The following is a 22,578-nucleotide window of genomic DNA, read 5'->3' as shown; positions in this document are numbered from 1 at the left end:
CCAACTATCGTCTGAGTAGGAGGTCACAATGAAGCACCATGCAATCGACGAACTGCAAATCGTCGCCGAGGTCAATCAGGACTTTCCCCGTCGGGCTTTGTCGCGCAGCGAGCGTCTAGAGCGCTGGGCAGAGCTTCTGGAGCAGAACCCTCAGAGACGGCTTTCGACGCTGCACGAGACCGAGTATCAGCCGGCACGCGTTCGCGCGACCATGCGCGGCGACGGTACGCCGATCTCCGTAGCGTTCGAAGATCCCGTTCTGCGGGCGGCTGGGCTGGATAATGATAGCTACGGCGAGGCGAAGCGGTTCTTCGAATTGAGCGACGAGCAATTGCACAAGGTTATTTGCTATTGCCATTTCGGTGCGACGGTTAGTGCATCGACCGCAGCGCGTCACATCCGCACGATGCTGGTCGAGAAACAGCCGGGCCTGTTCGCTCGCCTGCGCCAGATATTCCTCGGCTAAGCTGGCGGCGTCTACAGGCAGGTGGTCAAGGCGGCGATCAAGTCGGCCGCGAGGAAGCTCTTTGCGAGCCATCGACCGAGGATGACCTCTGCCCGGACAGCGTCATAGCGGGGGAGGCACTTCGTCGCTACAGCGCCGGTGTCTTCAGAGGCATGTGGTCTGCGGTAGCGGCGAAGTGTAGTGCTGCGCCACGTATCGTATAGCGCTCGAGGCTCGCGGCAAGTCGGCCGCGGCAGTGGCGCCTGCCTTCATACATCATGAATGCTCCAGTTCAGGTGTTTCGTCGCCTCTTTTGATCGGGAAGCGAGCACTTCGCGTGTGACCGCTTTGCAAAGCGGGTTGATTCGGGCCTCGGATGACACGATCTTCATGTGACATGAATGCGGAGGCTTTCGATGAATGAGGAAGCGCACCACTATTGCGTCTTCGAAACCGCCGGCGGATTCTGCGGCATCGCCTGGAGCGGGCGCGGCATCGCCCGCTTTCAGCTGCCGACGAAAACCGCGGCCATGACCGAACGGCTGCTGTTGCGCCGCCTTTTCAAGGGCGAACCGCACGCGTCGCCGCCCAGAGTGCAGGAAACGATCACTGCCGTCCGACGATATTTCGACGGGAGCGAGACGGATTTTTCCGCAGTTGATCTCGACCTCGAAGGGCAGGACGCATTCTTCGTGAAAGTCTATGCAGCGGCGCGACAGGTCCCATGGGGGCATACCACCACCTATGGCGCGTTGGCGAAGGCCCTCGGAGGCGGCCCCGAGACCGCGCGCGATGTCGGCCTGGCGATGGCCGGAAATCCGGTAGCCCTGATCATCCCCTGCCATCGCGTGCTGGCCGCCGGCGGCAAGATCGGCGGCTTCTCGGCGCCCGGCGGTGTGTCCGCCAAGCTGCGTATGCTCCAACTGGAAGGCGTTCATCTGAACGCGCGGGAACCCGCTCAGCGATCCCTGGCATTTTGAACGATGGCAGATTGTGCCCGGCAGTGGCGTCGTGCATGCTTGTATATATCGGCTCCGATTCAAGGATGCCGCAAGCGGAGGTTGCTATGCAATCTTTATCGGATGCACTTCTGAATTCAACCGATGGCAGCGAAGGAAGGTGGCCCGTCCAGCGGAGGCACGTCCTGGATTGGCTGGTGAACGAGACGCGCGGCGAGCGCTACATCGACAATATCTTTGTCGAGATGTGCATGAAACTGGCGGAGGCCGGTGTGCCGGTCGCGCGCGCGACGCTGCATTTCCGGATTCATCATCCGCAATGGATAGGCGCGCGGATCCTGTGGCGGAAGGGATTGTCCGAAGCCGAAATCGACCTCTACAATTACGGGACCGAGGACAGTTCGCAATACCTGAACAGCCCACTTTACGAGATCAACAACGGAGCGTCCGAGGTGCGGCACTCTCTCGAAGGTTCCTCCCGCGATGGAGCGGAATACGCGCTTTACGACGATCTGCGGGCTGAGGGCATCACCGAGTACATCGCCTGGCCGCTGGAGCACACGCTCGGCAAACAGCACGTCATCACCTTCGCCAGCGACCGGCAAGGCGGCTTTCGCCCGGGCGACATAGAACTCTTCAAGGACGTGTTGCCGGCCTTGTCGCTCGTCAGCGAGATCAGGCTGAAGAACCGTCTCGCACGTACACTTCTCGAAACCTATGTCGGCCCGCATGCGAGCGAACAGATCCTGGCGGGAGCGACGACGCGCGGCACTGGCGTGACGGTTGGCGCCGCCATTCTGATCTGCGACCTGCGCGATTTCACCAGGTTGTCGGATCTCTGGCCGCGCGACGACGTGATCGACCTGTTGAACGGTTATTTCGACGCCATGTCGGAGCCGATCGAGCGCCATGGCGGCGAGATTCTGAAATTCATGGGCGACGGGCTCCTGGCAATCTTCCCGCTCAGTGACCCGTGCGCCTGCAGCAACCTGCTCGGCGCCATCGCGGAGGCGCAGGCAGCTCTTGCCGAGCTCAACGAGGAGAACCTGCGCAAAGGTCGTGAGCCGCTCGGTTACGGCATCGGCGTCCATGTGGGGGACGTGATGTATGGCAATATCGGCTCGCGCAAGCGCCTCGACTTCACCGTCATAGGACCCGCAGTCAACGTCGCCTCGCGCCTCGAGAGCCTGACCAAGGAACTCAAGCGTCCGGTTCTTCTTTCACGCGCCTTCGTCGAAAGGGCGGGATGCGCCGCACAGTTGGAAAGTCTCGGCTCCCATGCGTTGCGCGGACTCGACCACCCGGTCGACATCTTTGCCTTTTCCGGCAGAAGATAGCGCAAGGCTCCGTTCTGCAAAGCGCGGGGCCTTCGATCGCGAAATCGGCGGGTTGTCGCGTGCTGCCGTACGCTTCGATCGACGTCGATTTCGGCGCGGCCGAGATCCCGAAAGCGTACTGCGACTGTGCAAAACCGCTTTACATCCACGGCACTGTTTGATTTGTCAGACACAGTCATTCGTCACGATTGCCGGGGAGAAGCTGGATGAGGTTTTTGCGCTATGGACCTGAAGGGGCGGAGAAGCCGGGCGTATTGGATGGCGCCGGCCGAATCCGCGATCTCTCCGGCGTAATCGCCGATATTTCAGGTCCGGCCATCGCCGATCTCGCATGGGCGGACGGACTCGAGATCGAGAGCCTGCCGGCGGTCGATAGTGCGCAGCGCCTCGGCGCCTGCGTCGCCGGCACCGGCAAGTTCATCTGCATCGGACTCAACTATGCCGACCATGCTGCCGAGTCCGGCCTGGAGGTTCCGCCCGAGCCCGTCATCTTCATGAAGGCGACCTCGGCGATCACGGGGCCGAACGACAATGTCATCATTCCGCGCGGCTCGGTCGCCACCGATTGGGAAGTCGAACTCGGCGTCGTCATCGGCAAGAAGGCAAAATATGTTGACCAGGCCGAAGCGCTCGATCACGTCGCCGGCTACTGTGTCGTAAACGATGTCTCGGAGCGCGATTTCCAGGCGAGGCGATCGGGCCAGTGGACGAAGGGCAAATCCTGCGACTCCTTCGGCCCCATCGGTCCGTGGCTCGTCACCCGTGACGAAATTGCCAATCCGCAGAACCTGAAGATGTGGCTCACCGTCAATGGTGTGACGAAGCAGAACGGCACGACCGAGACCATGGTCTATGGCGTCTCGTACCTCGTCAGCTATCTGTCGCAGTTCATGACCCTGCATCCGGGCGACATCATCTCTACCGGCACGCCGCCCGGCGTGGGCCTGGGGTTCAAGCCGCCGCAATATCTCAAGCCCGGCGACGTCATCGAGCTTGGCATCGAGGGGCTCGGCACACAGAAGCAGATGGTGGTCGCGGACTGATCGAGCCGATAGCGCCGCGGTTCAGGCGTGCAAAGGTCGCGGCGAGAAGAAGTGTGGAAGGCAATACAGTGGGCGGAAAGGCGCGTCGCCCTCTACCTAATCCTTCAATTTTCCCTGCCGCTTCAGTTGCTGCTCCCGGAAGAAGATGAACAGGCCGGAGGCGACGATAAGGCCGGCGCCCAGCACCATCGACAGGCGTGGGCTGTCGCCGAAGACCAGCCAGCCGAAGACGATCGCCCAGAAGAGCAGTGTATATTGCAGCGGCGCGACGGTCGCTGCATCGGCGAGCTTCAAGGCCCGGTTGACGAGAACATGGGCGAGCATGGCGACGACGCCGAGGAGGCCGAGCAAAGCGGTGTCGAGTGGGTTCAGCGGCGTCCAATCGAAGGGCGCCCAGAGGAGGCCGGCAATCGCCGCGCCAACGACCTGCCAGAACGCGAGGGTCGTGTCCGGCGTTCCGCGTAGCGAGCGTCCGGAAACCATCATGAAGGCGAAGCACATGCTGCCGAAGATGGAGACCAGCGCCGGCAACGTCAGGGCTTGCGAGGAGGGCTCGAGCGCAATGATGACGCCGACGAAGCCGATGGCGATTGCTGTCCACCGCCGCCAGCCGACGGGCTCCTTCAGCACCAGCGGCGAAACGGCTGCCACGTAAATCGGCGCGGCCAGCCAATAGGTCATGACATCGGCGAGCGGCAGGGAGATGACGGCGAAATAAAAGGCGAAGACCTCCGCTGTCGAGGCGAACACGCGGGCAAGCTGGAGGCCCGGCCTTTCAACCGCGACAAGCCTTTTCGGTCCGCGGGTCCAGAGGAACGGAAAGAGCACGAGACCCGCGGCGATGCTGCGGATCAGCACCACCTGTCCGACCGAATAGGTTGCCACCAGCCATTTGCCCATGACGTCGTTCAGCGAAAACATCAGCATGCCGAGAAGCATGATCAGCACGCCGGCGCGAGCGGTGCCGGGCGCGGCGGAAACGGAAGCGGTATCGACGGCCATAACGAGATCCTCGTGAAACCCAGCCATTGGCACATTCGGGCGCTGCGATCCATGCACGGTTTTTGATCAATTCATCAGCTTCGCGAATGAATGCATCGGCGTGAATTCCTTCGCTTTGCATTCAAGGCCTCTCCTCCGATCGCCTGCCGCCGGTAACGCGGTTGAACGATGCGACGATCCGCTTCTCGGCCTCCACAACAAAGAGCAGGGCGACGCCGATGGCTACGATCATCATTCCATCGGTGAATGAGACGGCCCGGCTGCCGAAGATCAAGTGCATCGGTGGCAGGTAGGTGAAGGCGAATTGTGCTGCAACGACAGTCGCGACGCCGATCAGGACCGCACGGGTGCCGAGGACGCCCTGCCATGTCAGGGACGTACCGTGCACATAGCGGACACTGAACAGGTAGAAGATTTCCATGACGACCAGCGTGTTCACGGCCATGGTGCGCGCGGTTTCGACCGATAGCCCGCGCGAGACGGCCCAGGCGTAAATGCCGAAGGTGCCGGCGACCATCAGCACCGAGACGAACAGGATTCGCCATAGTAGTCGCCTGGAGAGGATTCTCTCTCCTGGGGGGCGGGCCGGCCGTTGCATGGCGCCGGGTTCCGTCGGTTCGAAGGCCAGGGTCAGGCCGAGGGCGACGGCCGTTACCATATTGATCCAGAGGATTTGCACGGGGGTGACGGGCAGGGCCAGCCCGAACAGGATCGCCAGCACAATGGTGAAGGCCTCGCCGCCATTTGTCGGCAAGGTCCAGGCGATCACCTTGGTGAGATTGTCGTAGACCGTGCGCCCCTCGCGCACGGCCGAGACGATCGAGGCGAAATTGTCGTCGGCGAGCACCATGTCGCTCGCCTCCTTGGCGGCTTCCGTCCCCTTGCAGCCCATGGCGACCCCGACATCCGCGCGCTTCAAGGCTGGGGCGTCGTTCACCCCATCGCCGGTCATGGCGACGGTCGACCCATCCGCCTGCAGCGCCTCCACCAGGCGCAGCTTCTGCTCCGGACTGGTGCGGGCGAAGACCGTCGCCTCCCTGGCGTGTCTGCGGATTCCGGCCTCTCCCGCATTGTCCAGATCCTGCCCGGTGACGCACTTTGGTGCGTCCGCGAGCCCGAGTTGCAGGGCGACCGCGCGTGCCGTTGCGGCATGATCTCCGGTAATCATCTTCACCCGGATGCCCGCGGCCCGGCATTCGGCGACAGCAGCGATGGCCTCGGGACGCGGCGGGTCGATGAGCCCGACGAGACCGAGCAAAATGAGATCGTGCTCCACATCCGCTGGCGCGATTTCGCGGGTGCCATGCCGCATCGGACGGTGCGCCAATGCGATCACCCGCTGACCGGCGTCGCCCATCGCCTGTATCCTGTCGTGCCAGTCGGCGGTATCCAGCGATTGCTCGCCGTCGAAGCTTGCGACGCGGCTGCACATGGCGAGGATGCGCTCAGGCGCGCCCTTCGCGTAGACCACGGGCGGGCGACCATTGCGGGCATTGAGCGTTGCCATGTACCGATGGCGGGAATCGAAGGGGATCTCGTCGAGGCGGACAAAGCCGGTCCGCGCCGCCGCGGCGTCGTGCCCGGCCTTTATCGCCAATGTGACGAGCGCCCCTTCCATCGGGTCGCCGTTGACCGTCCACTCCTCGCCGCGTTCCTCGAGATGCGCGTCGTTGCAGAGAAGTGCGGCGAGCGACAGTTCTTCAAGAACCGGATCGGCGGCCGGGTCCAGCGCCCTGCGCCCGCCGATCCGGAAGCTGCCTTCCGGCCGGTAACCGGCTCCGTCCACCTCGATCTCGCGGTCGGCCGTGCGAATGGCGCTCACAGTCATTTCGTTGCGTGTGAGCGTGCCGGTCTTGTCGGAGCATATCACGGAGACGGAACCCAGCGTTTCGACGGCGGGCAGGCGGCGAATGATGGCGTTTCGGCGCGCCATGCGCTGGACCCCGACGGCCAGGGTGATGGTCATGACCGCGGGGAGACCTTCGGGAATTGCTGCGACGGCCAGGCCGACCACCGTCATGAAGGCGTCTTCCAGCCGGTAGGAGCGGATGAGTACGGCATAGGCGAAGACGAGGGTGGAAAGGCCGAGGACGGTGATCGTGATCTGCCTGGCGAATTGGCCCATCTGTCGGACAAGCGGGGTGGCGATACGTTCCACCGCGCCAATCAAGGAACTGATCCGCCCGAGTTCGGTCTGCGCACCCGTCGCGACGGCAACACCCGCCCCCTGTCCGGCGGCAACAAAGGTGCCCGAGAAGGCCATGGAAAACCGGTCGCCGAGCGTCACGTCGCCGGCGACAGGCCTGATCGACTTGTCGACGGGCACGGACTCGCCGGTGAGAACGGCCTCATCGATGCGCAGATTGCGCGCCTTTATGAGCCTGAGGTCGGCGGGCACACGGTCGCCGGCTTCGAGCAGAACGATATCGCCCGGCACCACTTCGTCTGCCCTGATGGTGGCGCGATGGCCGTCGCGGACGACGGAAGACTGTGGATCGATCATGGCCCGGATCGCATCCAGCGCCCTCTCCGCGCGACCTTCCTGAACGAAGCCTATGACGGCGTTGATAAGTACAACGGCGAAGATGACCAGGGAGTCCGGCCCGTGGCCGATGGCGGCAGCAATCAGGCCGGCGGTCAGCAGAACGTAGATGAGCAGGTCGTGGAATTGCAGCAGGAAGCGCCTCAGGACGCCCCGGGGCGGGCCAGCCGGCAGGCGATTGGGGCCGCAGGTTTCCAACCGGTGGCCTGCTTCCTCCGCGGAGAGACCGCTCGCATCCGTGCGAAGCACGTCGAGGACGGCTTCCGGCGCGACGGCGTGCCAGGCGAGCTCGGGCGCGACCGTCCTATTGGTTGTGGCGGATGTATTCTCAGTTTCGGTCGAGTCCGATGGCTGGGACGCTGTCGTCGACGCCGCATCATGCATAGCTGCTGGACTCCTCGGAATGCAGTCGTTGGTGCTTACCGGTCGATGATCGCCTTTCGCGGAATATCGTGTGTTCGAGCGAGCCTGACCACGTTTAGTGCCGGCGCTCTTGAGCATCGGCCAGTCAAGCCTATCTGATGCGCTGTAGGCGATCCTTGAGCGAGATCAACGCTCCCGCACCAAACGGCTTGGGGGATCGCCACGACCGTTCGCCCATCTCGATGCGGACATATGAAAGGAGGCAGGCGATGACCTTCAGTTTGATCAGCCCCGCATTCGCTGACGGCCAGCCAATTCCCAGCAAGCATACCCGTTTCGGAGAGAACCTGTTCCCGCCTCTGAAGTGGACGGGCACGCCGGCGGGCACGCAGAGCTTCGCCCTCGTCATTGAGGACCCGGACGCCGTGAGCGGCCTTTTCCGCCATTGCGCGATCATCAACATCCCGGGCAATTGGACCGAACTTCAGCAGTCTGTCGATACCGGCCCTGAACACGGTATCAAGTTCATCAAGAACGATTTCGGCAATGCGCGCTACGACGGGCCACAGCCACCGCCCGGAACCGGCACTCACCATTATAAGTTCAGGCTGGCGGCTCTCGACGTCGGCAACCTCTCGATACCAGAGGAAGTCGGCGCCGCCGAGGCCTGGAAACGGGCTAGCAAGCATAGGATCGCCGAGGCCACGCTCGTCGGTACCTGCGAGCGTTGATGGACGCGGCGTTCAGAGGCCCGGTTCGGCGCTTCAGTTGGTTAGAACTTCCGGCTGAGGAACGTGGAGTTCGCCAGGCCGAAACGCCAGGGCTGCTCGACGGCTTTCGAAATGCCAATGCGAAGGCCGGCGGAGATTTCCGGCCTTGATTCGGGAACACGCAGGCGAAAAGGCTCCTGCCGGAGCGGCAGGCCGTTCTGTTCCCGGGTGATCGCCAGGGCTTGGCCGACACGGCCCGGTCCCGAGCACAGAAGCCGGTCCCGGGAAACACCGCGTCTCTCACGCATCGCCTCCAGCCCCCATTTCGGTTCGATCGCCCGGATCAGCACCGCGCTGCCGGGCAGGCAAACGAAGTTCAAGCACCAGTGAAGGCCGTAGGACAGATAAACATAGGCGTGCGCGGAGGGACCGAACATGGCGCGATTACGCTCGGTCGTGCCGCCGAAGCTGTGCGACGCCGCGTCGTCCCGCAGGTAGGCCTCGGTTTCGACGATAATGCCGCCGGCGCCAGACACTGTAAGTTCCGCGCCGATCAGATCAGACGCGACTTCGACGGCGTTCCGCGAAAAGAATGTGTCGTCCCATACCAATGAATGTTCCTTCCAACTGTGCCGCCCTTATGTAGGCGCATCGGCGCTTCTCGCCAATCTTGTAGCGCTGCGCGGTCCTTGAGAACTTTCCGAGAACATCCGAAGCAAGTAATGTGTGCGTCGGTGGCGATGCTTGCCTGACGGGCAGGGATGGCAAGGTAGAAAGGATCGTGGTGCGATGGCGCAAAGATCAGGCAATGCGGATCTGCCGCTGCATGGTGGGCGCGTGCCGAAATGGCTCGGCGACCGCATGACACGTCTTGGCGTGCTTATTGCCGAGGCGATCGTACACCACTATGGCCGCGACGAGTTTCTGAGGCGGCTTGCCCAGCCCTTCTGGTTTCAGTCTTTCGGCGCCGTCATGGGCATGGATTGGCACTCGTCCGGCATTACCACCAGCGTGATCGGCGCGATGAAACGTGGATTGACGCCGCGTGCCGGCGAACTCGGCATCCATGTTTGCGGCGGCCGTGGTCAGCATTCCCGCAAGACGCCGGCCGAACTCTCGGCAATCGGAGATCGTGTCGGCTTCGATGGCCTCCTGCTTGCCGATGCAAGCCGGCTTGTCGCCAAAGTCGACAGTGCCGCCGTGCAGGATGGGTTCGATCTTTACCTGCACGGTTTCATCGTTACCGACGACGCCAAGTGGGTCGTCGTCCAGCAAGGCATGAATGGGGACCGGCGGCAGGCACGCCGTTATCACTGGCTCTCGGAAGGACTGGAGAGCTTCGTGGATTCTCCCCATGCAGCAATCGAAGGGAGGGGGCAGGGCGAGATCGTCAATCTTGCGGACCGGCGCGCCGCCGCTTCGCGCCAGGGCCAACTCGCGCTCCTCAGTTCGCTCGGCCCCGACGGGCTGATCCGCGAAGTTGCGAGAATCGAGACGCGCGGGGCTGTGCCGATCGCGCAGAGCCAGCCGACCTTGCCGCATCTGATCATGCCGGCCCATCACGATGTGCGCGAGAGCGACGTCAATCTCCGGCGCCTGCACGGCAATCTTGCGGCTGCCGCCGATCGAGGGCCAAAGGACTTCGAGGAACTGCTGATGGTGCCGGGCGTCGGGGCGCGCACGGTCAAGGCGCTCGCCTTGGTCGCCGAGGTGGTCCATGGCGCCCCCTTCCGGTTTTCCGATCCCGCCCGATTTTCGCTTGCCCATGGGGGCAAGGACCGCCACCCCTTTCCGGTGCCGCTCAAGGTCTATGACGAAACCATCAATGTCATGAAGTCGGCGGTAAGGAAGGGCCGGCTCGGGCGGGATGAGGAGCTTGCGGCTCTGAAGCGGCTCGACGACCAGTCGCGCCGGCTGGAGCGCTACGCCACCGGGCCGGACCTCAAGGAAATCGTCGCCGGAGAGTTCAGGGACTCGCCACGTTTCGGCGGGCGAAGCGTCTTCGGCTGGGAGCAAAGCCGCGAGGGCCGGAAGGCCGAATGTGACGGGTCCGAGGTCGCGCCCGGGACTGGTACTGACCGGTGCAAATATCCGGGCTGACAGCGCCACCCCTCGCTTGGCGACAGCCCGAAGAACATTCTGCCTTCCGGAACTTCCTTGCCCGGTCGCCGTTTCCACGAGGGTAAATGTTTCTACTCAAAAATAGGTATGTGGACCGTTCTAAAGAGTGAGAAAACCGCGCATAATTCCCCAGTTCCAAGATCGATCAGGGAGGCTTCCATGCAAACGCAAGAGTGCCTGCAGCTTCATTTCGATGTTCGAAGCGGCCGGGCGCTACTGACCTATGGTGACAGGGAATATCTCTTGCCGGAAGTCTATTCGACCAAGGAGAAGGCGCAGACTGCCGCACAGCATTTCGCTTGGGAAGAGCTTGGTTGGAAGCATCGGGCATCAGACATTCGGGGCGCTTCCGAGGTACCGGTGTGGTTGCGCTGACGACAGCCGACGCGGGTGAACGGCCATGGGTAAGAAGCCAGAGACCAAAGCCCATTGGTCCAAGAAGTTCAGAGCGACGCGATGGACCTCGAGCCGGGGGTCTTCACACTCGACGATCCCAAAGAAATCGCGCATTCTTTGAAGCGGTCGGCGGAGGCGAGCGATCGCCGCAAAGCAAGCCCCTTCCGCTCGGCCATCTCCATGTTGACGTTCTACATCAACAGGGCGGGTGCGGGGCTGAACGGCGACCGGCGTCATATTCTCGAAAGGGCGAAGAACGAACTGCGAAGAGATTTCGGTCGGGCGCCCAGGTGAGGCGGAGCTTGCCGAATATTGGCGAAGGGGGAAGCCTTTCATGCCCTACAAGCTTTACTATTGGGGCGGGATACCCGGGAGAGGCGAATTCGTGCGCCTCGCATTCGAGGCGGCGGGCACCGACTATGTCGATGTTGCCCGCCTGCCGGGCGGCTTACAGGAGATGCTGGCACTGATGAAGGATCCGGGTGCCGCTTCCATCCCTTTCGCGCCGCCCTTTCTGGTGGATCGCGATCTCTTGATCTCGCAGGTTGCCAATATCCTGTTTTATCTCGGACCGCGGCTCGGTCTCGCACCGCAGGACGAAGGGCTGCGTCACGTCGCCAATGGTCTGCAGTTGACGATCACCGACCTGCTTGCCGAAATTCACGATACGCATCACCCGATCAGCGTGTCACTCTATTATGAGCAGCAGAAGCCGGAATCGCTGCGGCGGTCGGCGGAGTTTCTCAACAATCGGCTGCCGAAGTTCCTCGGCTATTTCGAACGCATTCTCAACCGGAACCCCGCGGGGCGGGAGCATGCTGTCGGGAAGGAGCTGAGCTATGTCGATCTCTCGTTGTTTCACCTCGTCGAGGGACTTCGCTATGCATTCCCGAACGCCATGCGGGTGCATGAGCCGCGCGTACCAGCCTTGGTCGCCCTGCATGACTCCGTTGCGGCCCGACCGCGAATCCACCGCTATCTGGCGTCGGATCGCCGTCTTGCGTTCAACGAATCCTGCATCTTTCGTCGCTACCCGGAGCTCGACCAGCAGGTCTGAGCCGGAAGCCAGTTGAGCCGACGGAACAAACAAGCGGCGCCTGTCGTTACAGTTAAACCAGTAGTGCAGTCCAACGGAGAGGTGACCATATGGAAAATCACGAGGAAGAGCTGATCAGGCGCCGAGCCTACGCCATTTGGGAGCAGGAAGGCTGCCCCGAGGGCCAGCATATGCGGCATTGGGAGCAGGCCTTCCGCGAAATGCTGGGGCAAAGCGGTTCGGCGCCGAATCTCGGGAATGGCGGCGCTAGGCCGTCTAAACGGTCGCCGTCGCCCCGGCGCAAAGCCCCTAAAAGCGGCGCCGGAAGTCAGTAGAGGTCATTGCAGGATGCCGGTGCCCGCGCCGGCATCCTGAACGTGCCGATCGTGCGGACGACTGATCTTCCGTTCCCGGCTTTGCTGCTCATTCGGGGCAGCGAGTTCCACGAAGTGTTTCCGGAGAGCGAGATGCAACAAACACAGTCAAATGGCGGAGACCGCGCGAGGGCACCGGAGATGCCGCCCTCCGCGCAGGACCATGGCAGTGACGAAAGGATCGGGCACCACCATCCGATCGATGCACGGAGTGAAGATTGGGAGGCGGTGGGCGATCACGCCGTCCGCTACGACGACGGCGCTGGTGGCGAGGCCTGGAACAGGACCCTGGGCGGCAATACCAATTCCGGAATGGCCCGGCTGCTTGCGATTATTGCGCTCTTTATTGTGGTTGGTGCGTCATTGTTCTGGCTTTTCGCCGGATAAGCCAAGCGGGCAGGTCCGCCGGCGCGAACACCGCCCGTAAGGGCCGAAACGGCTTATTGCTGCGCCGGCTGGGAACTTTGAAGTTTCTCCTGCACCTTTTTGGCGAGTGCCGGATCGTTCTGCGCGGCGGTCAGGATGCTCGTATATTCCTCGACGGAAATCGGCGAGGCTTCGACTGCCTTGACCATCTCCTGATTGGCCTCGGTCTGCAGCTTCTCCTTTGTCGACGCGTCCGTCTCAGAACCAATCTTTGTCGAATATGCCTGCCTGACTTTGTCGACCTGGAGATAGGCGACGGCGAAGGCCTCGAGCTTCTGGTCGCTGATAGGCGCGCTTGTGGCGCCGGTCTGGCCTTGCACGGGCTCGGCCTGCTGCGCTTGGGCGAGTTCCAGTGCAACTGCGGGACTGAAGACCATCAAACTGAAGGCTGCAGCGGTCAACGATGCAACGGATGTGCGACGAGTGAGCATGTTCATTCCTCTCTAACCTGCATGACGTGATCGGCAGCAAAACCGCCTGCTTATCGCTCCCGAATCGAATTCGAACGGGAAGCGAGCGGGACCATGCAGGGCGCAAGAGGGCTCGATTGGGCGGTGGCGGGGCAATTTGCTGACCATTGAGCGGCAGCTTTGTGGCCCACATCGCAAATGATATGGGCGGCATCGTGCATTGCGCGTGTCATACTGCGCAATGCTGCACGCGAGGCAGCCTTTACGGCTCCTGTCTTACACTGCGGGCAAAGGCTTGCTCGCACGGATCGCATAGCGGTGCTGGCTCTTGCGCGCGAGCCCTTTGAAAAAGTTCCAGTTCTTCGCCTGCATACGGTGTATCTCGCCGAGATCGGTGTCGACCTCGATATCCGTGAAGCCGGCCCTGCGCAGGAGATCGACGACTGCCTCGGCGCGTGCGCCATTGGCAAAATGGACGCGCGAAAGAATGCTGCGGTGCGCTTCCATCATCTCCCGCGAGTGCATCGGCGTGTCTGGCCCGAATATCCTCGCGCGCTGGCCCCAGGCGCTCAGCTTTCCGAAGAATCGCTCGAGCGCATTCGTGTTGACGAAATCGCCGTCGACGATCAGCACCCGGCCGCCGGGTTTCAATACGCGCAGCCATTCCGCGAAGGCCGAGGCCGGATCGACCAGCGTCCAGACGAGATGCCGGTTGACGATGACGTCATACCGGTCATCCGGCTCCATCGTGTTCTCCGCGTCGCCGATGCGGAAGGAAATCGAACGTTTTCGGTCCTTCGCCTTGCGGCGGGCGCGCTCGAGCATAGGCTCGGCCCAGTCGAGGCCTGTCACCTTGAACCCGAGGTCGTCCAGCAGATGAGAGATCACCCCGGTTCCGCTCGCCAGGTCCAGTGCCGGGCGTCCGCCGCCGTGCCCGAGGTGCCGCAGGAAAAGACGGTGCCAGGCGGCGCGCTCCTCCTCGGAGAAGATTTCATGCCCCGGAGAAAGATCGAATGTGGCGGCGCGCTCCGACCAATAGGCCTTGATCTCGTCGCGAAGATCGTAATTTCGCCGCTCTGCCACGTCGCTCATGTCTGTCACTGCTCCTTCACGTTTGGAAGCGTTCTAAAAGATAATTGTTGACTGATAAAGTCATGAAATATTAGATCGCGTCAAAATTTCAGCGGAGCGACAAACAATGAAAGTTTTCAACAGGGCGGCTGCGGCTGCCGCGGGTCTTTGCGTGCTTTTTTCGAGCCCGGCACTCGCTGAAACGGTCAAGGTGACCGACGTCACCGGTCGTGAGGTCGAAGTCAATGTGCCGATTGAGCACGTGATTCTCGGAGAGGGACGCCAGATCTACTTTGTTGGCGCCCTCGACAAGGAGGAGCCTTTCAAACGCGTCGTCGGCTGGCGTGACGATTTCACGAAGGCCGATCCCGAGAGCTACGCCGCCTTTCTCGCCAAGTATCCGCAGATCGCCAAACTGCCCACCTTCGGCGGCATGAAGGATGGGACCTTCGACATCGAGCAGGCGGTCGCCCTGAAGCCCGACGTGATGCTGATGAATATCGACGCCAAGACGGCGACGGAAGAGGCGGGCCACATTGAGAAACTCGAAAAGGTCGGCATCCCGCTCGTCTATGTGGATTTCCGCGAAAAGCCGATGGAAAACACCGAGCCCAGCATGCGCCTGATCGGCAAGCTGTTCGGCAAGGAGGAAAAGGCCGAGGAATTCATCAGGTTCCGCGCCGAGCAGATCGCCAAGGTGACGGATGTCCTGTCGAAGGCCAATCCGGAGAGGCCGCTCGTCTTCATGGAGCGCGCCGGCGGCTATTCCGACGATTGCTGCATGTCTTTCGGTGACGAGAACTTCGGCAAGATGGTCGAGTTTGCCGGCGGCAGAAACATGGCGAAGGATATCATCCCGGGCACCTTCGGCACGGTCAATCCAGAACAGATCATTGCCGCGAACCCGGACCAGGTGATCATCACCGGCGGCAACTGGGAAGGCTATGTGCCGGGTGGCAACTGGGTTGGCGTCGGCTATGGCGCGGATGAGAAGGAAGCCCTGCGCAAGCTCGAAAACCTGACAAAGCGTCCGGCGTTCACCGGTGTCAAAGCGGTCAAGGAGGGTAATGTCCACGCCATCTGGCACCAGTTCTACAACAATCCTTATCAGTTCGTGGCCATCCAGCAGATCGCAAAATGGCTGCATCCCGACCTGTTCAAGGATCTCGATCCGGAGGTGACGTTCAAGGAACTGCACGAGCGTTTCCTGCCGCTGCCTTACGAGAGCGGCTACTTCGTCTCGCTGAACGTCAGCCAGTAAGCAATGGAACCGGAGGGCAGGGCTCTCCGGTCGTTCTTCCGTCGAGGTTTGCAGATGCCGGCATTAAAGAAAGTTCTCCTGGCGATCTTTGCTGCGCTCATCATCGCGGCGCCAGTTGGTGCTGCAGAAATAACCGATGTCGCCGGCCGCAAGGTCGAGATCGACATTCCGGCAAAGCGGATATTGCTCGGCGAGGCGCGACAGATTCACATCGCCGCGGCGCTTAAAGGTGAACATGTCTTTGATCAGATCGTCGGCTGGCGCGACGATCTGATCAAAAAGGACCCGGATTCCTATGCCGGCTATCTCGAGCGCTTTCCGGAGATCGAGAAGCTGCCGCGCTTCGGCTATGTCCCGAGCGGGGACTTCAGCCTCGAAGCGGCGATTGCGCTGAAGCCTGACGTGCTGACGCTGAACCTCGAGGCGCAGGAAGCGGCCGAGGAATCGGGACTCATCGAAAAGGCTGCGGCAGCCGGTATTGCCGTCATTTTCCTCGATTTCCGCGTCGATCCGGCAAAGAACAGCGAATTGTCCACCGCAATCCTCGGTCGGCTCTTCGGGGCGGAGGGACAGGCGAAGGAATTCATCGGCTGGCGGCGTTTGCAGATTGCCGTCGTTACAGATCGCCTCGCCAAGGCCGGCACTATCGCACGTCCGAAGGTCTTCATCGAGCGTGCGCCCGGGATTTCCGGCGACGCCGCCTGCTGCCGCACCTTCGGCCCGGCGAACTTTGGGCAGATGGTGGAACTTGCCGGCGGTCACAATATCGGCTCGGACGTTATCTCATCGACCTTCGGGGACCTAAATCCCGAGCAGATCGTCGTCGCCAATCCGCATCATGTGATCGTCACCGGCAGCAACTGGTCGGCCGAATCCGACATCAGCCAGTTCGTTCCCGTGGGTCGCGGGGCCAGTCCGACGCTTGCAATCAAGCGGCTGAAGGGACTGATGCAGCGTCCCGCCTTTTTAAACCTCGATGCGGTGAAGGCGGGCAGGGTCCATGCAGTGTGGCATCAGTTTTACGGCGCGCCTTATGAATTCGTGCCGATCCAGCAATTCGCCAAGTGGTTCCATCCGGAGCTGTTCGCCGATATCGATCCGGATAAGACGTTCCGCGAGTTCCACGAGAAGTTCCTGCCGATCGCCTATCGGTCCGGTTATTTCGCTTCGCTTTCGAATGGAGGTGAATGATGGTCGCGTTCGCGGGTGAGGCTTCCGGCATGGAAGGGCACGGGCGCTATCGTGCTCTTGCGGCGCGCCGGCTGCTCATGCTCTCGGCTATGGTCGCGGCGCTGTTTTTCTCGGTGTCGGTGGATATGGCGCTCGGCCCTGCCAATTATCCGCTGTCCGATGTCCTTACGGCGCTCCTTGACGCCGGCAGCGTCAATGACCAACTGCGCGTGGTGATCTGGGACATCCGCATGCCGATCGCGCTGATGGCCGTCACCGTCGGCGCCTCGCTGTCGCTGGCAGGTGCGCAGATGCAGACAATCCTCGCCAATCCTCTGGCGAGCCCCTTCACGCTCGGCATCTCGGCAGCGGCAAGCTTCGGCGCAGCCCTCGGCCTCGTGGCGGGCATTGCAGTCTTCCCCGTCGCGGTTCAGTACATGGTGCCGATCAACGCCTTCCTGATGGCGATGGCCGCCGCCCTCTTTATCCATTTCGCCTCGACCATGCGGGGCGTCACCGTCGAGACGATCGTGCTTCTCGGCATTGCGCTTGTGTTCACTTTCAATGCGGCGCTCTCGCTGCTCGAATATCTCGCTTCCGAGCAGGCGCTTGCCGCGGTCGTCTTCTGGACGATGGGAAGCCTGACCAAGGCGACATGGCCGAAAGTCTGGATTACCGGCGCGGTGCTCCTGATAGCCGTGCCGCTCTTCGCGCGCCGCGCCTGGGCGCTGACGGCGCTGAGGCTCGGCGACGACAAGGCGGCGAGCTTCGGCATCAATGTTCGACGCCTGCGGCTCGAAACCATGATGACCGTCAGCTTGCTGGCAGCGATCCCGGTTTCCTTCGTCGGCACGATCGGCTTCGTCGGTCTCGTCGGCCCGCACATTGCGCGTATGCTCGTCGGCGAGGACCAGCGCTTCTTCCTGCCGGCGTCGGTTCTGTGCGGGGCGCTGCTCCTGTCTTCGACATCCGTCGTCAGCAAGATGTTGATTCCGGGCGCCGTGCTGCCGATCGGCGTCATCACGGCGCTCGTCGGCGTCCCCTTCTTCTTCGTGCTGATTTTCACCAACAGGAGACGGTCATGGTAGCCTTGGCGCTCACGGAGGTCGGCGCGACCTATGGTCGGCGCATCGTGTTATCCGACATCAGCACCGGGACGTTGAGGGGTGGCCGCCTGACGGCTGTCATCGGTCCCAACGCGGCGGGAAAATCGACGCTCTTCAAGCGTATCGCCGGCCTTACCGCCGGACCGGGCCTCGTCCATCTCTCCGACACGGCCAATGGCCCGGGGGCGATCTGCTACATGCCGCAGGACACCGGCGCCAATGCGGTTCTGACGGTTTATGAGTCCGTGCTGCTCTCGGCCAAGCAAGGCTCCGGCTGGAAAGTGAAGGATAGCGAGCTTAAGGAAATCGACCGTGTCCTGGCGGCGCTGAAGATCGACGACCTGGCCTTTCGCGGCCTCGGGGAGCTTTCCGGCGGCCAACGCCAACTCGTGTCGATCGCGCAGGCGCTGGTGCGGAAGCCCGAAGTGCTCCTGATGGACGAGCCGACATCGGCGCTCGACCTCTTTCGTCAGATCGAGGTGCTGGGCTTCATGAAGCGCCTGGCTGCGAAATCAGGCATGGCGGTGCTGATCGCACTGCACGACCTGAACCATGCACTGCGCTATTGCGACGATACGATCGTCATCAGCGGCGGCTCGGTGGCCGCGAGCGGCCCGACACGGGAGGTTATCACGGCGGACATGCTGAAATCCGTTTATCGCGTCGACGCACGGGTCGAGGCCTGCTCTCTCGGCCGACCCGTGATCATTGTCGACGATTCCATCTCGGAATTTTTGTGATCGCCCGCATGGAGTCCACTCTGAAGGCATTGCGCGACCGGGCGGAACCGGCCGCGCTTCTGCAGTCAAAGGAACAGTGAGTCGTCATACCGCGTAACACCGGTTAGAACGATCTGATCGGCGTCGCCATCGAGGGTGAGGACCAACGATCCGAACAGGCTCTTGTGGTTGACGACGTCGGCGCCGCCGAGATCGATCACGTCGATGCCGACTTCGAAATCGCCGATTACCGTACGATCGCGATGACCGTCATTCGTTTCCGATGCGAACAGGAAGACATCGGCATCCGTGCCGCCCCAGACTCGGTCGAGTGCGCCCCCGCCGGCGGCAATGATGTCGTTGCCGGCTCCGCCGTGGACCCAGTCGCTGCCGCCGCCGGCGCGCAGCATGTCGTTGCCGGCTCCGCCCTCAATCCTGTCGATCTTGTCGCTCCCCACGATCACGTCACTGCCACCGCGACCGTCGAAGCGCAGCGCACCTTCGGCCCCCTCCCAGGCGGTCAGCAGATCGTTGCCGTCAGTCCCGATATAACTGCGTGGCGCCTGTTCCTTCCCGTCCTCGGTCGAGAGCTTCCAGATGTCGAGATCTGCCGTCGCAGTGCCGCCCTCGGCAAAGAGTTCGACGCCGAGGCTCTCCGGATCGGGGAAGATCTGGTCGGTGATCGTGCGCAGGCCGTCATTGGCGAAGAGCTCGACCGAAGCCGCATCCACGAAGATGTGGAGCTTGATATCGCCCTCCGGCGTGATCTCGATCGGTGCGGAATGGACGGCTGCGAAGCTGTCGGCGGGGATAACGCCGGACTGGGTGCGGTCGATAAACACCTCGCCGGTCGTGGCATCATAGCCCACCAGCGTCTCCTGGCCGTCTCCCACGCGCACCTTGACGCCGAAGCGTGACGCATCCGCGTCCGCCGCTTTGAACGTGGCGACGATCTCCAGGGCGTTGCCCTCGAACGGTGCCTTTAGCAAGCCGTCGCCAACCATAACGTCCTCGACCGAAATATGCTCGCGCCGCAGTTCCTGGAGTTGCTCGACCGGCGTCTGGATCAGCCGAATCTCGCCATCGACCTCGCGCAGCGAATATTCGCGCGGGATCGTCATCGAGCCGCGGAAGTCGCCCGTCGGGATCGAGGCCGCGTAGGCCCAATTGTTCATCCAGCTGATCGCGGTCGGCCGCTCGCCATCGGGCAGGTTGTGCCAGGAAATCGTGGCATAGTGATCGGCGCCGTAATCGATCCAATCGGCCAGGAACTCCGAGGTCGGATAGGCGCTGTCGGCGAAGGTGATTGCGTCGACGTTGATGTGGCCCCAGGCGCCAGTGTTGTAGTCGATGATCTCGATCTGCGCCTCTCTCCCGACATATTGTGAGACGTCCCAGCCCTTCCAGTCGAGGACCTCGTCGAAGTTGCCGCTTGCGGTCGCGACCCGTTCCCCATCGACTATCAGATTGATTGCGGTCGGGCTGAGCTGGGTCGGCGTGAAGGCCTCGTCGGCGAATTCGATGCGGTCGACGAAGATATGGCCCCAGCTACTACTGCTGCTCGCATCGCGGATCCGGATCTGCGCCTGCTGGCCGACATATTCCGACACGTCCCACGAGGTCCAGTCTAGGATGCCGCTGAATTTGCCCGTCGCGAAGTCGACGACCTGGCCATCAATGATCAGATCGACCGTCGTGCCGAACTCGCCGGTGTGGCCGCCGCCACCCATGCGGACATTGATGTAGTCTTTGGTGACCGTGAAGGCGTCCGAGGTGAGCTCGCCCGTAGCCGGGTCGCCACTGTAAAAGGTATCGAGAACCCGGCCGACATCGGAGCCGAAACCGCTGCCGGAGGAAGTTCCGATCGGGCCGAGGCCGCCCGAGCCGGCGAAATCGCCAGAGGCCGTCCAACCCGGCGGCGGACCGTCGACTTCCCAGTCCTCGAATATCTCGCCGGTTGCAGGCAGGGAGTCGTTCATCTCTATCGAATCGACCATTATGTAGCCGAACCCGCCCGAATGCTCGTCGACGATCCTTATCTGGGCAGACTTGCCGATGAATTCCTCGACGTCCCAGTGCTGCTGGCCGAGCGCCTCGCTCCATCCGCCTGACATCGTGCGGACGACCTGGCCATCGACGATGAGCTGCATCTGGGTTAGCGGATCGGGCGTATCGACGCCGTTGTGGTTTCCGCCGCCGATCTTGAAGTTGATGTACTTCGCATCAATCACGAACTCGGGCGAGGTGATCGTCCCCGTGGGGCTGTCGTAGGTCCCGTCAGGCACGTTGAACGTGCTCAGCAGCCCGACGCCGTCCCAGTTCGCCAACTGGCCGGGACCGTTGGAGTTTCCCGCCACGACCGGGCTGGTCGTGACAAAGTGACCCGTGCCGACCCAGCCCTGAGGCAGTCCGTACTCGAAGTCGGCGATGGTCGTGCCGCCAGGAGCGCCTGGATCGCGGATCACGTCGAGGTTGATGGCATGGCCCCCGCCGCCGATCTTGAAGTTGATGAAGTTCTTCTCGATCGTGAACGTATCGCTCAGCATCCGCCCGGTACCGGAATCGCCCGCATTGCCCTGCGGATCGCGGAAGCTGTTGACGAGCCCTGCGCCGTCGAAGCCGACAACCGGGGACTGAAAGCCGATGACTCCCGAAGCGGGGCCGGAGCCAAAGGCGGAACCCTCGACCGTCCAGCCATCATAGCCGGACTCGAACCCGTCGAAAACGACGTCGTCAGCGTTTCCGGCGGTGTTGATGTTATCGGCAGTGAACGTCACTCCATCCCAATCGCCAATGAAGTATTGCGCCGCCGATCCGCCCGCGATGCCGCCGGGATTGAGGTTCTGGATCAGCAGATATTTGGTCTCGCCGGTATTCTCGACCGTCATCTTGATGAGGTCGGGCACCTCCCAAATGCCGCCGACGGCGTTGGCCGGTCCGAAGGAAGAGAGATAGCTCCAGTCCTTCAGGTCGTAGGATTTGTAGAACTCTGCCTCGCGGCTGAGCGGGCGGGCGACGCCCATGACCCAATAGTCGTCGTCACCGGGATTGTCTTGCCAAAAAACCTTGGGGTCGCGGAACTCCGGGTCCGGAATGTCAAGGACCGGATTGCCCTCGTAAAATGTCCAGGTCATGCCGCCGTCATGGCTGTAGGCAAGCGCCTGCTCCTGATCCTGGGGTTCGCCGTTCTGCGGCGGGATATTGGCGGTGTAGATCGCCACCACCGGCGGCTCGCCGTTCGCGCCATAACCGAAGCCGCTGGTGTTGTTGTAGTCGACCACGATGCTTCCGGAAAAAATCTGCTGCTCGGCGCCGTAGGGAAGGGCAACCTCGTGCTCGGTCCAGTTGACAAGGTCGGTGCTGGTGGCGTGTCCCCAGGACATGTTGCCCCACTGGCTGCCCTCCGGATTATATTGGAAGAACATGTGGTAAACGCCGTCGAGATAGAACAACCCGTTCGGGTCATTTATCCAGTTCGTTTCCGGGGCAAAGTGGTAAGTCGGCCGGTAGGGCTCCTCGGCGGACCCTGTCTCCTGGACAGGTGTAGGCGACAAGGCAACGGCGACAGAAGCGGGTTCAGGTCCGCTATGGCCGGCATCTAACCCTTCGGTAGCTGCGTCGTCTCGCCCGACAAACTCAGGAGAGTTCGGTCCAATTCGGAGATCATCGAAGGCGTCGGCCGGCCCACGGAGCGAGAGAAAGCTCCACTCTTTGGGAGCGAACTTATAGACCTCTGCCTCGCCGACTAGCGAAACGGCGGCACGCACGTCCCAATGGTCGTCGTCACCGGAATTGTCCTGCCGGAATACGTTGCGGTCGTGGCGGAGTTCGGGTTCCTGGAGGATCGAATCGCCGTCGTCGGATCTCCCGAGCGACTGCTCCTGATCGACCGGTTTGGCGTCCGGTTTGTCGCCGACGCCGCTGTTGTTCGTGTCTTCGGTCTGCTCCACGACACGGTGAGGCAGCGCAACATCCTCAGTGATCCACTGTACGAGGTCGGCGTTCGAAGCCTTTCCCAAGGGCGTCTCGAGCTGGAACGATCCCGGGGGGGCACTGACCCAGTGTGCTTGTGACGGAGAATTGTAGG

The 22,578-nt window shown here is 62.2% G+C and carries 21 protein-coding genes; 15 read left to right on the top strand and 6 right to left on the bottom strand.

Going from position 1 to position 22,578, the window contains the following annotated elements; all coding sequences use genetic code 11:
* Positions 1-28 precede the first annotated feature (28 nt).
* The 4 genes from AC4P1R_RS20420 to AC4P1R_RS20405 all read left to right on the top strand — a co-directional run bounded on the left by AC4P1R_RS20420 (position 29) and on the right by AC4P1R_RS20405 (position 3,784).
* Positions 29-466: a hypothetical protein gene (locus AC4P1R_RS20420; protein ID WP_069456871.1), complete on the top strand. Its 438-nt coding sequence runs from the start codon at positions 29-31 to the stop codon at positions 464-466.
* A gap of 395 nt (positions 467-861) precedes the next feature.
* Positions 862-1,425 carry a methylated-DNA--[protein]-cysteine S-methyltransferase gene (locus AC4P1R_RS20415; RefSeq protein ID WP_492178545.1) on the top strand — a complete coding sequence of 188 codons (564 nt, stop codon included), beginning with the start codon at positions 862-864 and terminating at the stop codon, positions 1,423-1,425.
* An 86-nt stretch (positions 1,426-1,511) separates the two neighbouring features.
* The gene (locus AC4P1R_RS20410; RefSeq protein WP_083265216.1) at positions 1,512-2,741 is read left to right on the top strand and encodes an adenylate/guanylate cyclase domain-containing protein; all 1,230 of its coding nucleotides are present in this window, start codon (positions 1,512-1,514) and stop codon (positions 2,739-2,741) included.
* Positions 2,742-2,947: 206 nt separating this feature from the next.
* Positions 2,948-3,784 carry a fumarylacetoacetate hydrolase family protein gene (locus AC4P1R_RS20405; RefSeq protein ID WP_151613803.1) on the top strand — a complete coding sequence of 279 codons (837 nt, stop codon included), beginning with the start codon at positions 2,948-2,950 and terminating at the stop codon, positions 3,782-3,784.
* Positions 3,785-3,880: 96 nt separating this feature from the next.
* Here AC4P1R_RS20405 and AC4P1R_RS20400 read toward each other — a convergent pair whose 3' ends face one another.
* A complete protein-coding gene (locus AC4P1R_RS20400) occupies positions 3,881-4,786 on the bottom strand; it encodes a DMT family transporter (RefSeq protein ID WP_069457127.1) in 906 nt (301 codons plus the stop codon).
* A gap of 121 nt (positions 4,787-4,907) precedes the next feature.
* Positions 4,908-7,712 carry a cation-transporting P-type ATPase gene (locus tag AC4P1R_RS20395; RefSeq protein WP_151613802.1) on the bottom strand — a complete coding sequence of 935 codons (2,805 nt, stop codon included), beginning with the start codon at positions 7,710-7,712 and terminating at the stop codon, positions 4,908-4,910.
* 248 nt (positions 7,713-7,960) lie between these two features.
* On the opposite strand from AC4P1R_RS20395, the gene AC4P1R_RS20390 reads away from it, so the two are divergent.
* Positions 7,961-8,422 carry a YbhB/YbcL family Raf kinase inhibitor-like protein gene (locus AC4P1R_RS20390; protein WP_069457128.1) on the top strand — a complete coding sequence of 154 codons (462 nt, stop codon included), beginning with the start codon at positions 7,961-7,963 and terminating at the stop codon, positions 8,420-8,422.
* Between the two features lie 41 nt (positions 8,423-8,463).
* Here AC4P1R_RS20390 and AC4P1R_RS20385 read toward each other — a convergent pair whose 3' ends face one another.
* Positions 8,464-9,012, bottom strand: coding sequence for a DNA-3-methyladenine glycosylase (locus AC4P1R_RS20385; protein WP_069457129.1), 549 nt, complete (start codon positions 9,010-9,012; stop codon positions 8,464-8,466).
* Positions 9,013-9,190: 178 nt separating this feature from the next.
* Between AC4P1R_RS20385 and AC4P1R_RS20380 the strand changes: the two genes are divergently transcribed.
* The 6 genes from AC4P1R_RS20380 to AC4P1R_RS20355 all read left to right on the top strand — a co-directional run bounded on the left by AC4P1R_RS20380 (position 9,191) and on the right by AC4P1R_RS20355 (position 12,715).
* Positions 9,191-10,501 (top strand): DUF763 domain-containing protein, encoded by a 1,311-nt coding sequence (locus AC4P1R_RS20380; protein WP_492178543.1) that lies wholly within the window; start codon positions 9,191-9,193, stop codon positions 10,499-10,501.
* 180 nt (positions 10,502-10,681) lie between these two features.
* Positions 10,682-10,897: a hypothetical protein gene (locus tag AC4P1R_RS20375; protein ID WP_069457130.1), complete on the top strand. Its 216-nt coding sequence runs from the start codon at positions 10,682-10,684 to the stop codon at positions 10,895-10,897.
* A gap of 81 nt (positions 10,898-10,978) precedes the next feature.
* Positions 10,979-11,212 (top strand): DUF3175 domain-containing protein, encoded by a 234-nt coding sequence (locus AC4P1R_RS20370; protein WP_151613800.1) that lies wholly within the window; start codon positions 10,979-10,981, stop codon positions 11,210-11,212.
* Between the two features lie 40 nt (positions 11,213-11,252).
* Positions 11,253-11,975: a glutathione S-transferase gene (locus AC4P1R_RS20365; RefSeq protein WP_492178541.1), complete on the top strand. Its 723-nt coding sequence runs from the start codon at positions 11,253-11,255 to the stop codon at positions 11,973-11,975.
* Between the two features lie 89 nt (positions 11,976-12,064).
* Positions 12,065-12,289, top strand: coding sequence for a DUF2934 domain-containing protein (locus AC4P1R_RS20360; RefSeq protein WP_069457133.1), 225 nt, complete (start codon positions 12,065-12,067; stop codon positions 12,287-12,289).
* A gap of 6 nt (positions 12,290-12,295) precedes the next feature.
* Entirely contained in the window at positions 12,296-12,715 is a 420-nt protein-coding gene (locus tag AC4P1R_RS20355) for a hypothetical protein (protein ID WP_151613798.1), read from the top strand.
* A 53-nt stretch (positions 12,716-12,768) separates the two neighbouring features.
* On the opposite strand, the gene AC4P1R_RS20350 is transcribed toward AC4P1R_RS20355, so the two are convergent.
* Both AC4P1R_RS20350 and AC4P1R_RS20345 read right to left on the bottom strand, forming a co-directional pair.
* Complete coding sequence (locus AC4P1R_RS20350) at positions 12,769-13,185, bottom strand: DUF4168 domain-containing protein (RefSeq protein ID WP_069457135.1); 417 nt, start codon at positions 13,183-13,185, stop codon at positions 12,769-12,771.
* Positions 13,186-13,440: 255 nt separating this feature from the next.
* Entirely contained in the window at positions 13,441-14,256 is an 816-nt protein-coding gene (locus AC4P1R_RS20345) for a class I SAM-dependent methyltransferase (RefSeq protein WP_069457136.1), read from the bottom strand.
* Between the two features lie 106 nt (positions 14,257-14,362).
* Here AC4P1R_RS20345 and AC4P1R_RS20340 point away from each other — a divergent pair, with 106 nt between their 5' ends.
* Genes AC4P1R_RS20340 through AC4P1R_RS20325 form a run of 4 tightly spaced genes read left to right on the top strand, consistent with a single transcriptional unit; the run spans position 14,363 to position 18,512 of the window.
* Positions 14,363-15,496 carry an ABC transporter substrate-binding protein gene (locus AC4P1R_RS20340; protein WP_151613797.1) on the top strand — a complete coding sequence of 378 codons (1,134 nt, stop codon included), beginning with the start codon at positions 14,363-14,365 and terminating at the stop codon, positions 15,494-15,496.
* A 54-nt stretch (positions 15,497-15,550) separates the two neighbouring features.
* Positions 15,551-16,687, top strand: a complete 1,137-nt coding sequence (locus AC4P1R_RS20335) for an ABC transporter substrate-binding protein (protein ID WP_151613796.1) — start codon at positions 15,551-15,553, stop codon at positions 16,685-16,687.
* The gene (locus tag AC4P1R_RS20330; protein WP_069457139.1) at positions 16,684-17,754 is read left to right on the top strand and encodes a FecCD family ABC transporter permease; all 1,071 of its coding nucleotides are present in this window, start codon (positions 16,684-16,686) and stop codon (positions 17,752-17,754) included. Before AC4P1R_RS20335 ends, AC4P1R_RS20330 begins: the two co-directional genes overlap by 4 nt.
* Complete coding sequence (locus AC4P1R_RS20325) at positions 17,748-18,512, top strand: ABC transporter ATP-binding protein (RefSeq protein ID WP_069457140.1); 765 nt, start codon at positions 17,748-17,750, stop codon at positions 18,510-18,512. The genes AC4P1R_RS20330 and AC4P1R_RS20325 overlap by 7 nt, the downstream gene beginning before the upstream one ends.
* A gap of 65 nt (positions 18,513-18,577) precedes the next feature.
* Here the strand turns inward: AC4P1R_RS20325 and AC4P1R_RS20320 are convergent, their stop codons facing one another.
* On the bottom strand, positions 18,578-22,510 hold the full coding sequence (locus tag AC4P1R_RS20320; protein WP_192803831.1) for a GH32 C-terminal domain-containing protein: 3,933 nt from the start codon (positions 22,508-22,510) through the stop codon (positions 18,578-18,580).
* Between the last annotated feature and the right edge of the window lie 68 nt (positions 22,511-22,578).

This window comes from Sinorhizobium sp. Y406 (assembly GCF_058732025.1).
Note: the sequence above shows the minus strand (reverse complement) of the source record. Positions and strands in the feature narration are given on the sequence as shown.

Bases quoted from the DNA above. Each gene is read 5' to 3' on its own strand.
- AC4P1R_RS20420 (WP_069456871.1), top strand. From the start codon at position 29: ATGAAGCACCATGCAATCGACGAACTGCAAATCGTCGCCGAGGTCAAT.
- AC4P1R_RS20415 (WP_492178545.1), top strand. From the start codon at position 862: ATGAATGAGGAAGCGCACCACTATTGCGTCTTCGAAACCGCCGGCGGA.
- AC4P1R_RS20410 (WP_083265216.1), top strand. From the start codon at position 1,512: ATGCAATCTTTATCGGATGCACTTCTGAATTCAACCGATGGCAGCGAA.
- AC4P1R_RS20405 (WP_151613803.1), top strand. From the start codon at position 2,948: ATGAGGTTTTTGCGCTATGGACCTGAAGGGGCGGAGAAGCCGGGCGTA.
- AC4P1R_RS20400 (WP_069457127.1), bottom strand. From the start codon at position 4,786: ATGGCCGTCGATACCGCTTCCGTTTCCGCCGCGCCCGGCACCGCTCGC.
- AC4P1R_RS20395 (WP_151613802.1), bottom strand. From the start codon at position 7,712: ATGCATGATGCGGCGTCGACGACAGCGTCCCAGCCATCGGACTCGACC.
- AC4P1R_RS20390 (WP_069457128.1), top strand. From the start codon at position 7,961: ATGACCTTCAGTTTGATCAGCCCCGCATTCGCTGACGGCCAGCCAATT.
- AC4P1R_RS20380 (WP_492178543.1), top strand. From the start codon at position 9,191: ATGGCGCAAAGATCAGGCAATGCGGATCTGCCGCTGCATGGTGGGCGC.
- AC4P1R_RS20375 (WP_069457130.1), top strand. From the start codon at position 10,682: ATGCAAACGCAAGAGTGCCTGCAGCTTCATTTCGATGTTCGAAGCGGC.
- AC4P1R_RS20370 (WP_151613800.1), top strand. From the start codon at position 10,979: ATGGACCTCGAGCCGGGGGTCTTCACACTCGACGATCCCAAAGAAATC.
- AC4P1R_RS20365 (WP_492178541.1), top strand. From the start codon at position 11,253: ATGCCCTACAAGCTTTACTATTGGGGCGGGATACCCGGGAGAGGCGAA.
- AC4P1R_RS20360 (WP_069457133.1), top strand. From the start codon at position 12,065: ATGGAAAATCACGAGGAAGAGCTGATCAGGCGCCGAGCCTACGCCATT.
- AC4P1R_RS20350 (WP_069457135.1), bottom strand. From the start codon at position 13,185: ATGCTCACTCGTCGCACATCCGTTGCATCGTTGACCGCTGCAGCCTTC.
- AC4P1R_RS20345 (WP_069457136.1), bottom strand. From the start codon at position 14,256: ATGAGCGACGTGGCAGAGCGGCGAAATTACGATCTTCGCGACGAGATC.
- AC4P1R_RS20340 (WP_151613797.1), top strand. From the start codon at position 14,363: ATGAAAGTTTTCAACAGGGCGGCTGCGGCTGCCGCGGGTCTTTGCGTG.
- AC4P1R_RS20335 (WP_151613796.1), top strand. From the start codon at position 15,551: ATGCCGGCATTAAAGAAAGTTCTCCTGGCGATCTTTGCTGCGCTCATC.
- AC4P1R_RS20330 (WP_069457139.1), top strand. From the start codon at position 16,684: ATGATGGTCGCGTTCGCGGGTGAGGCTTCCGGCATGGAAGGGCACGGG.
- AC4P1R_RS20325 (WP_069457140.1), top strand. From the start codon at position 17,748: ATGGTAGCCTTGGCGCTCACGGAGGTCGGCGCGACCTATGGTCGGCGC.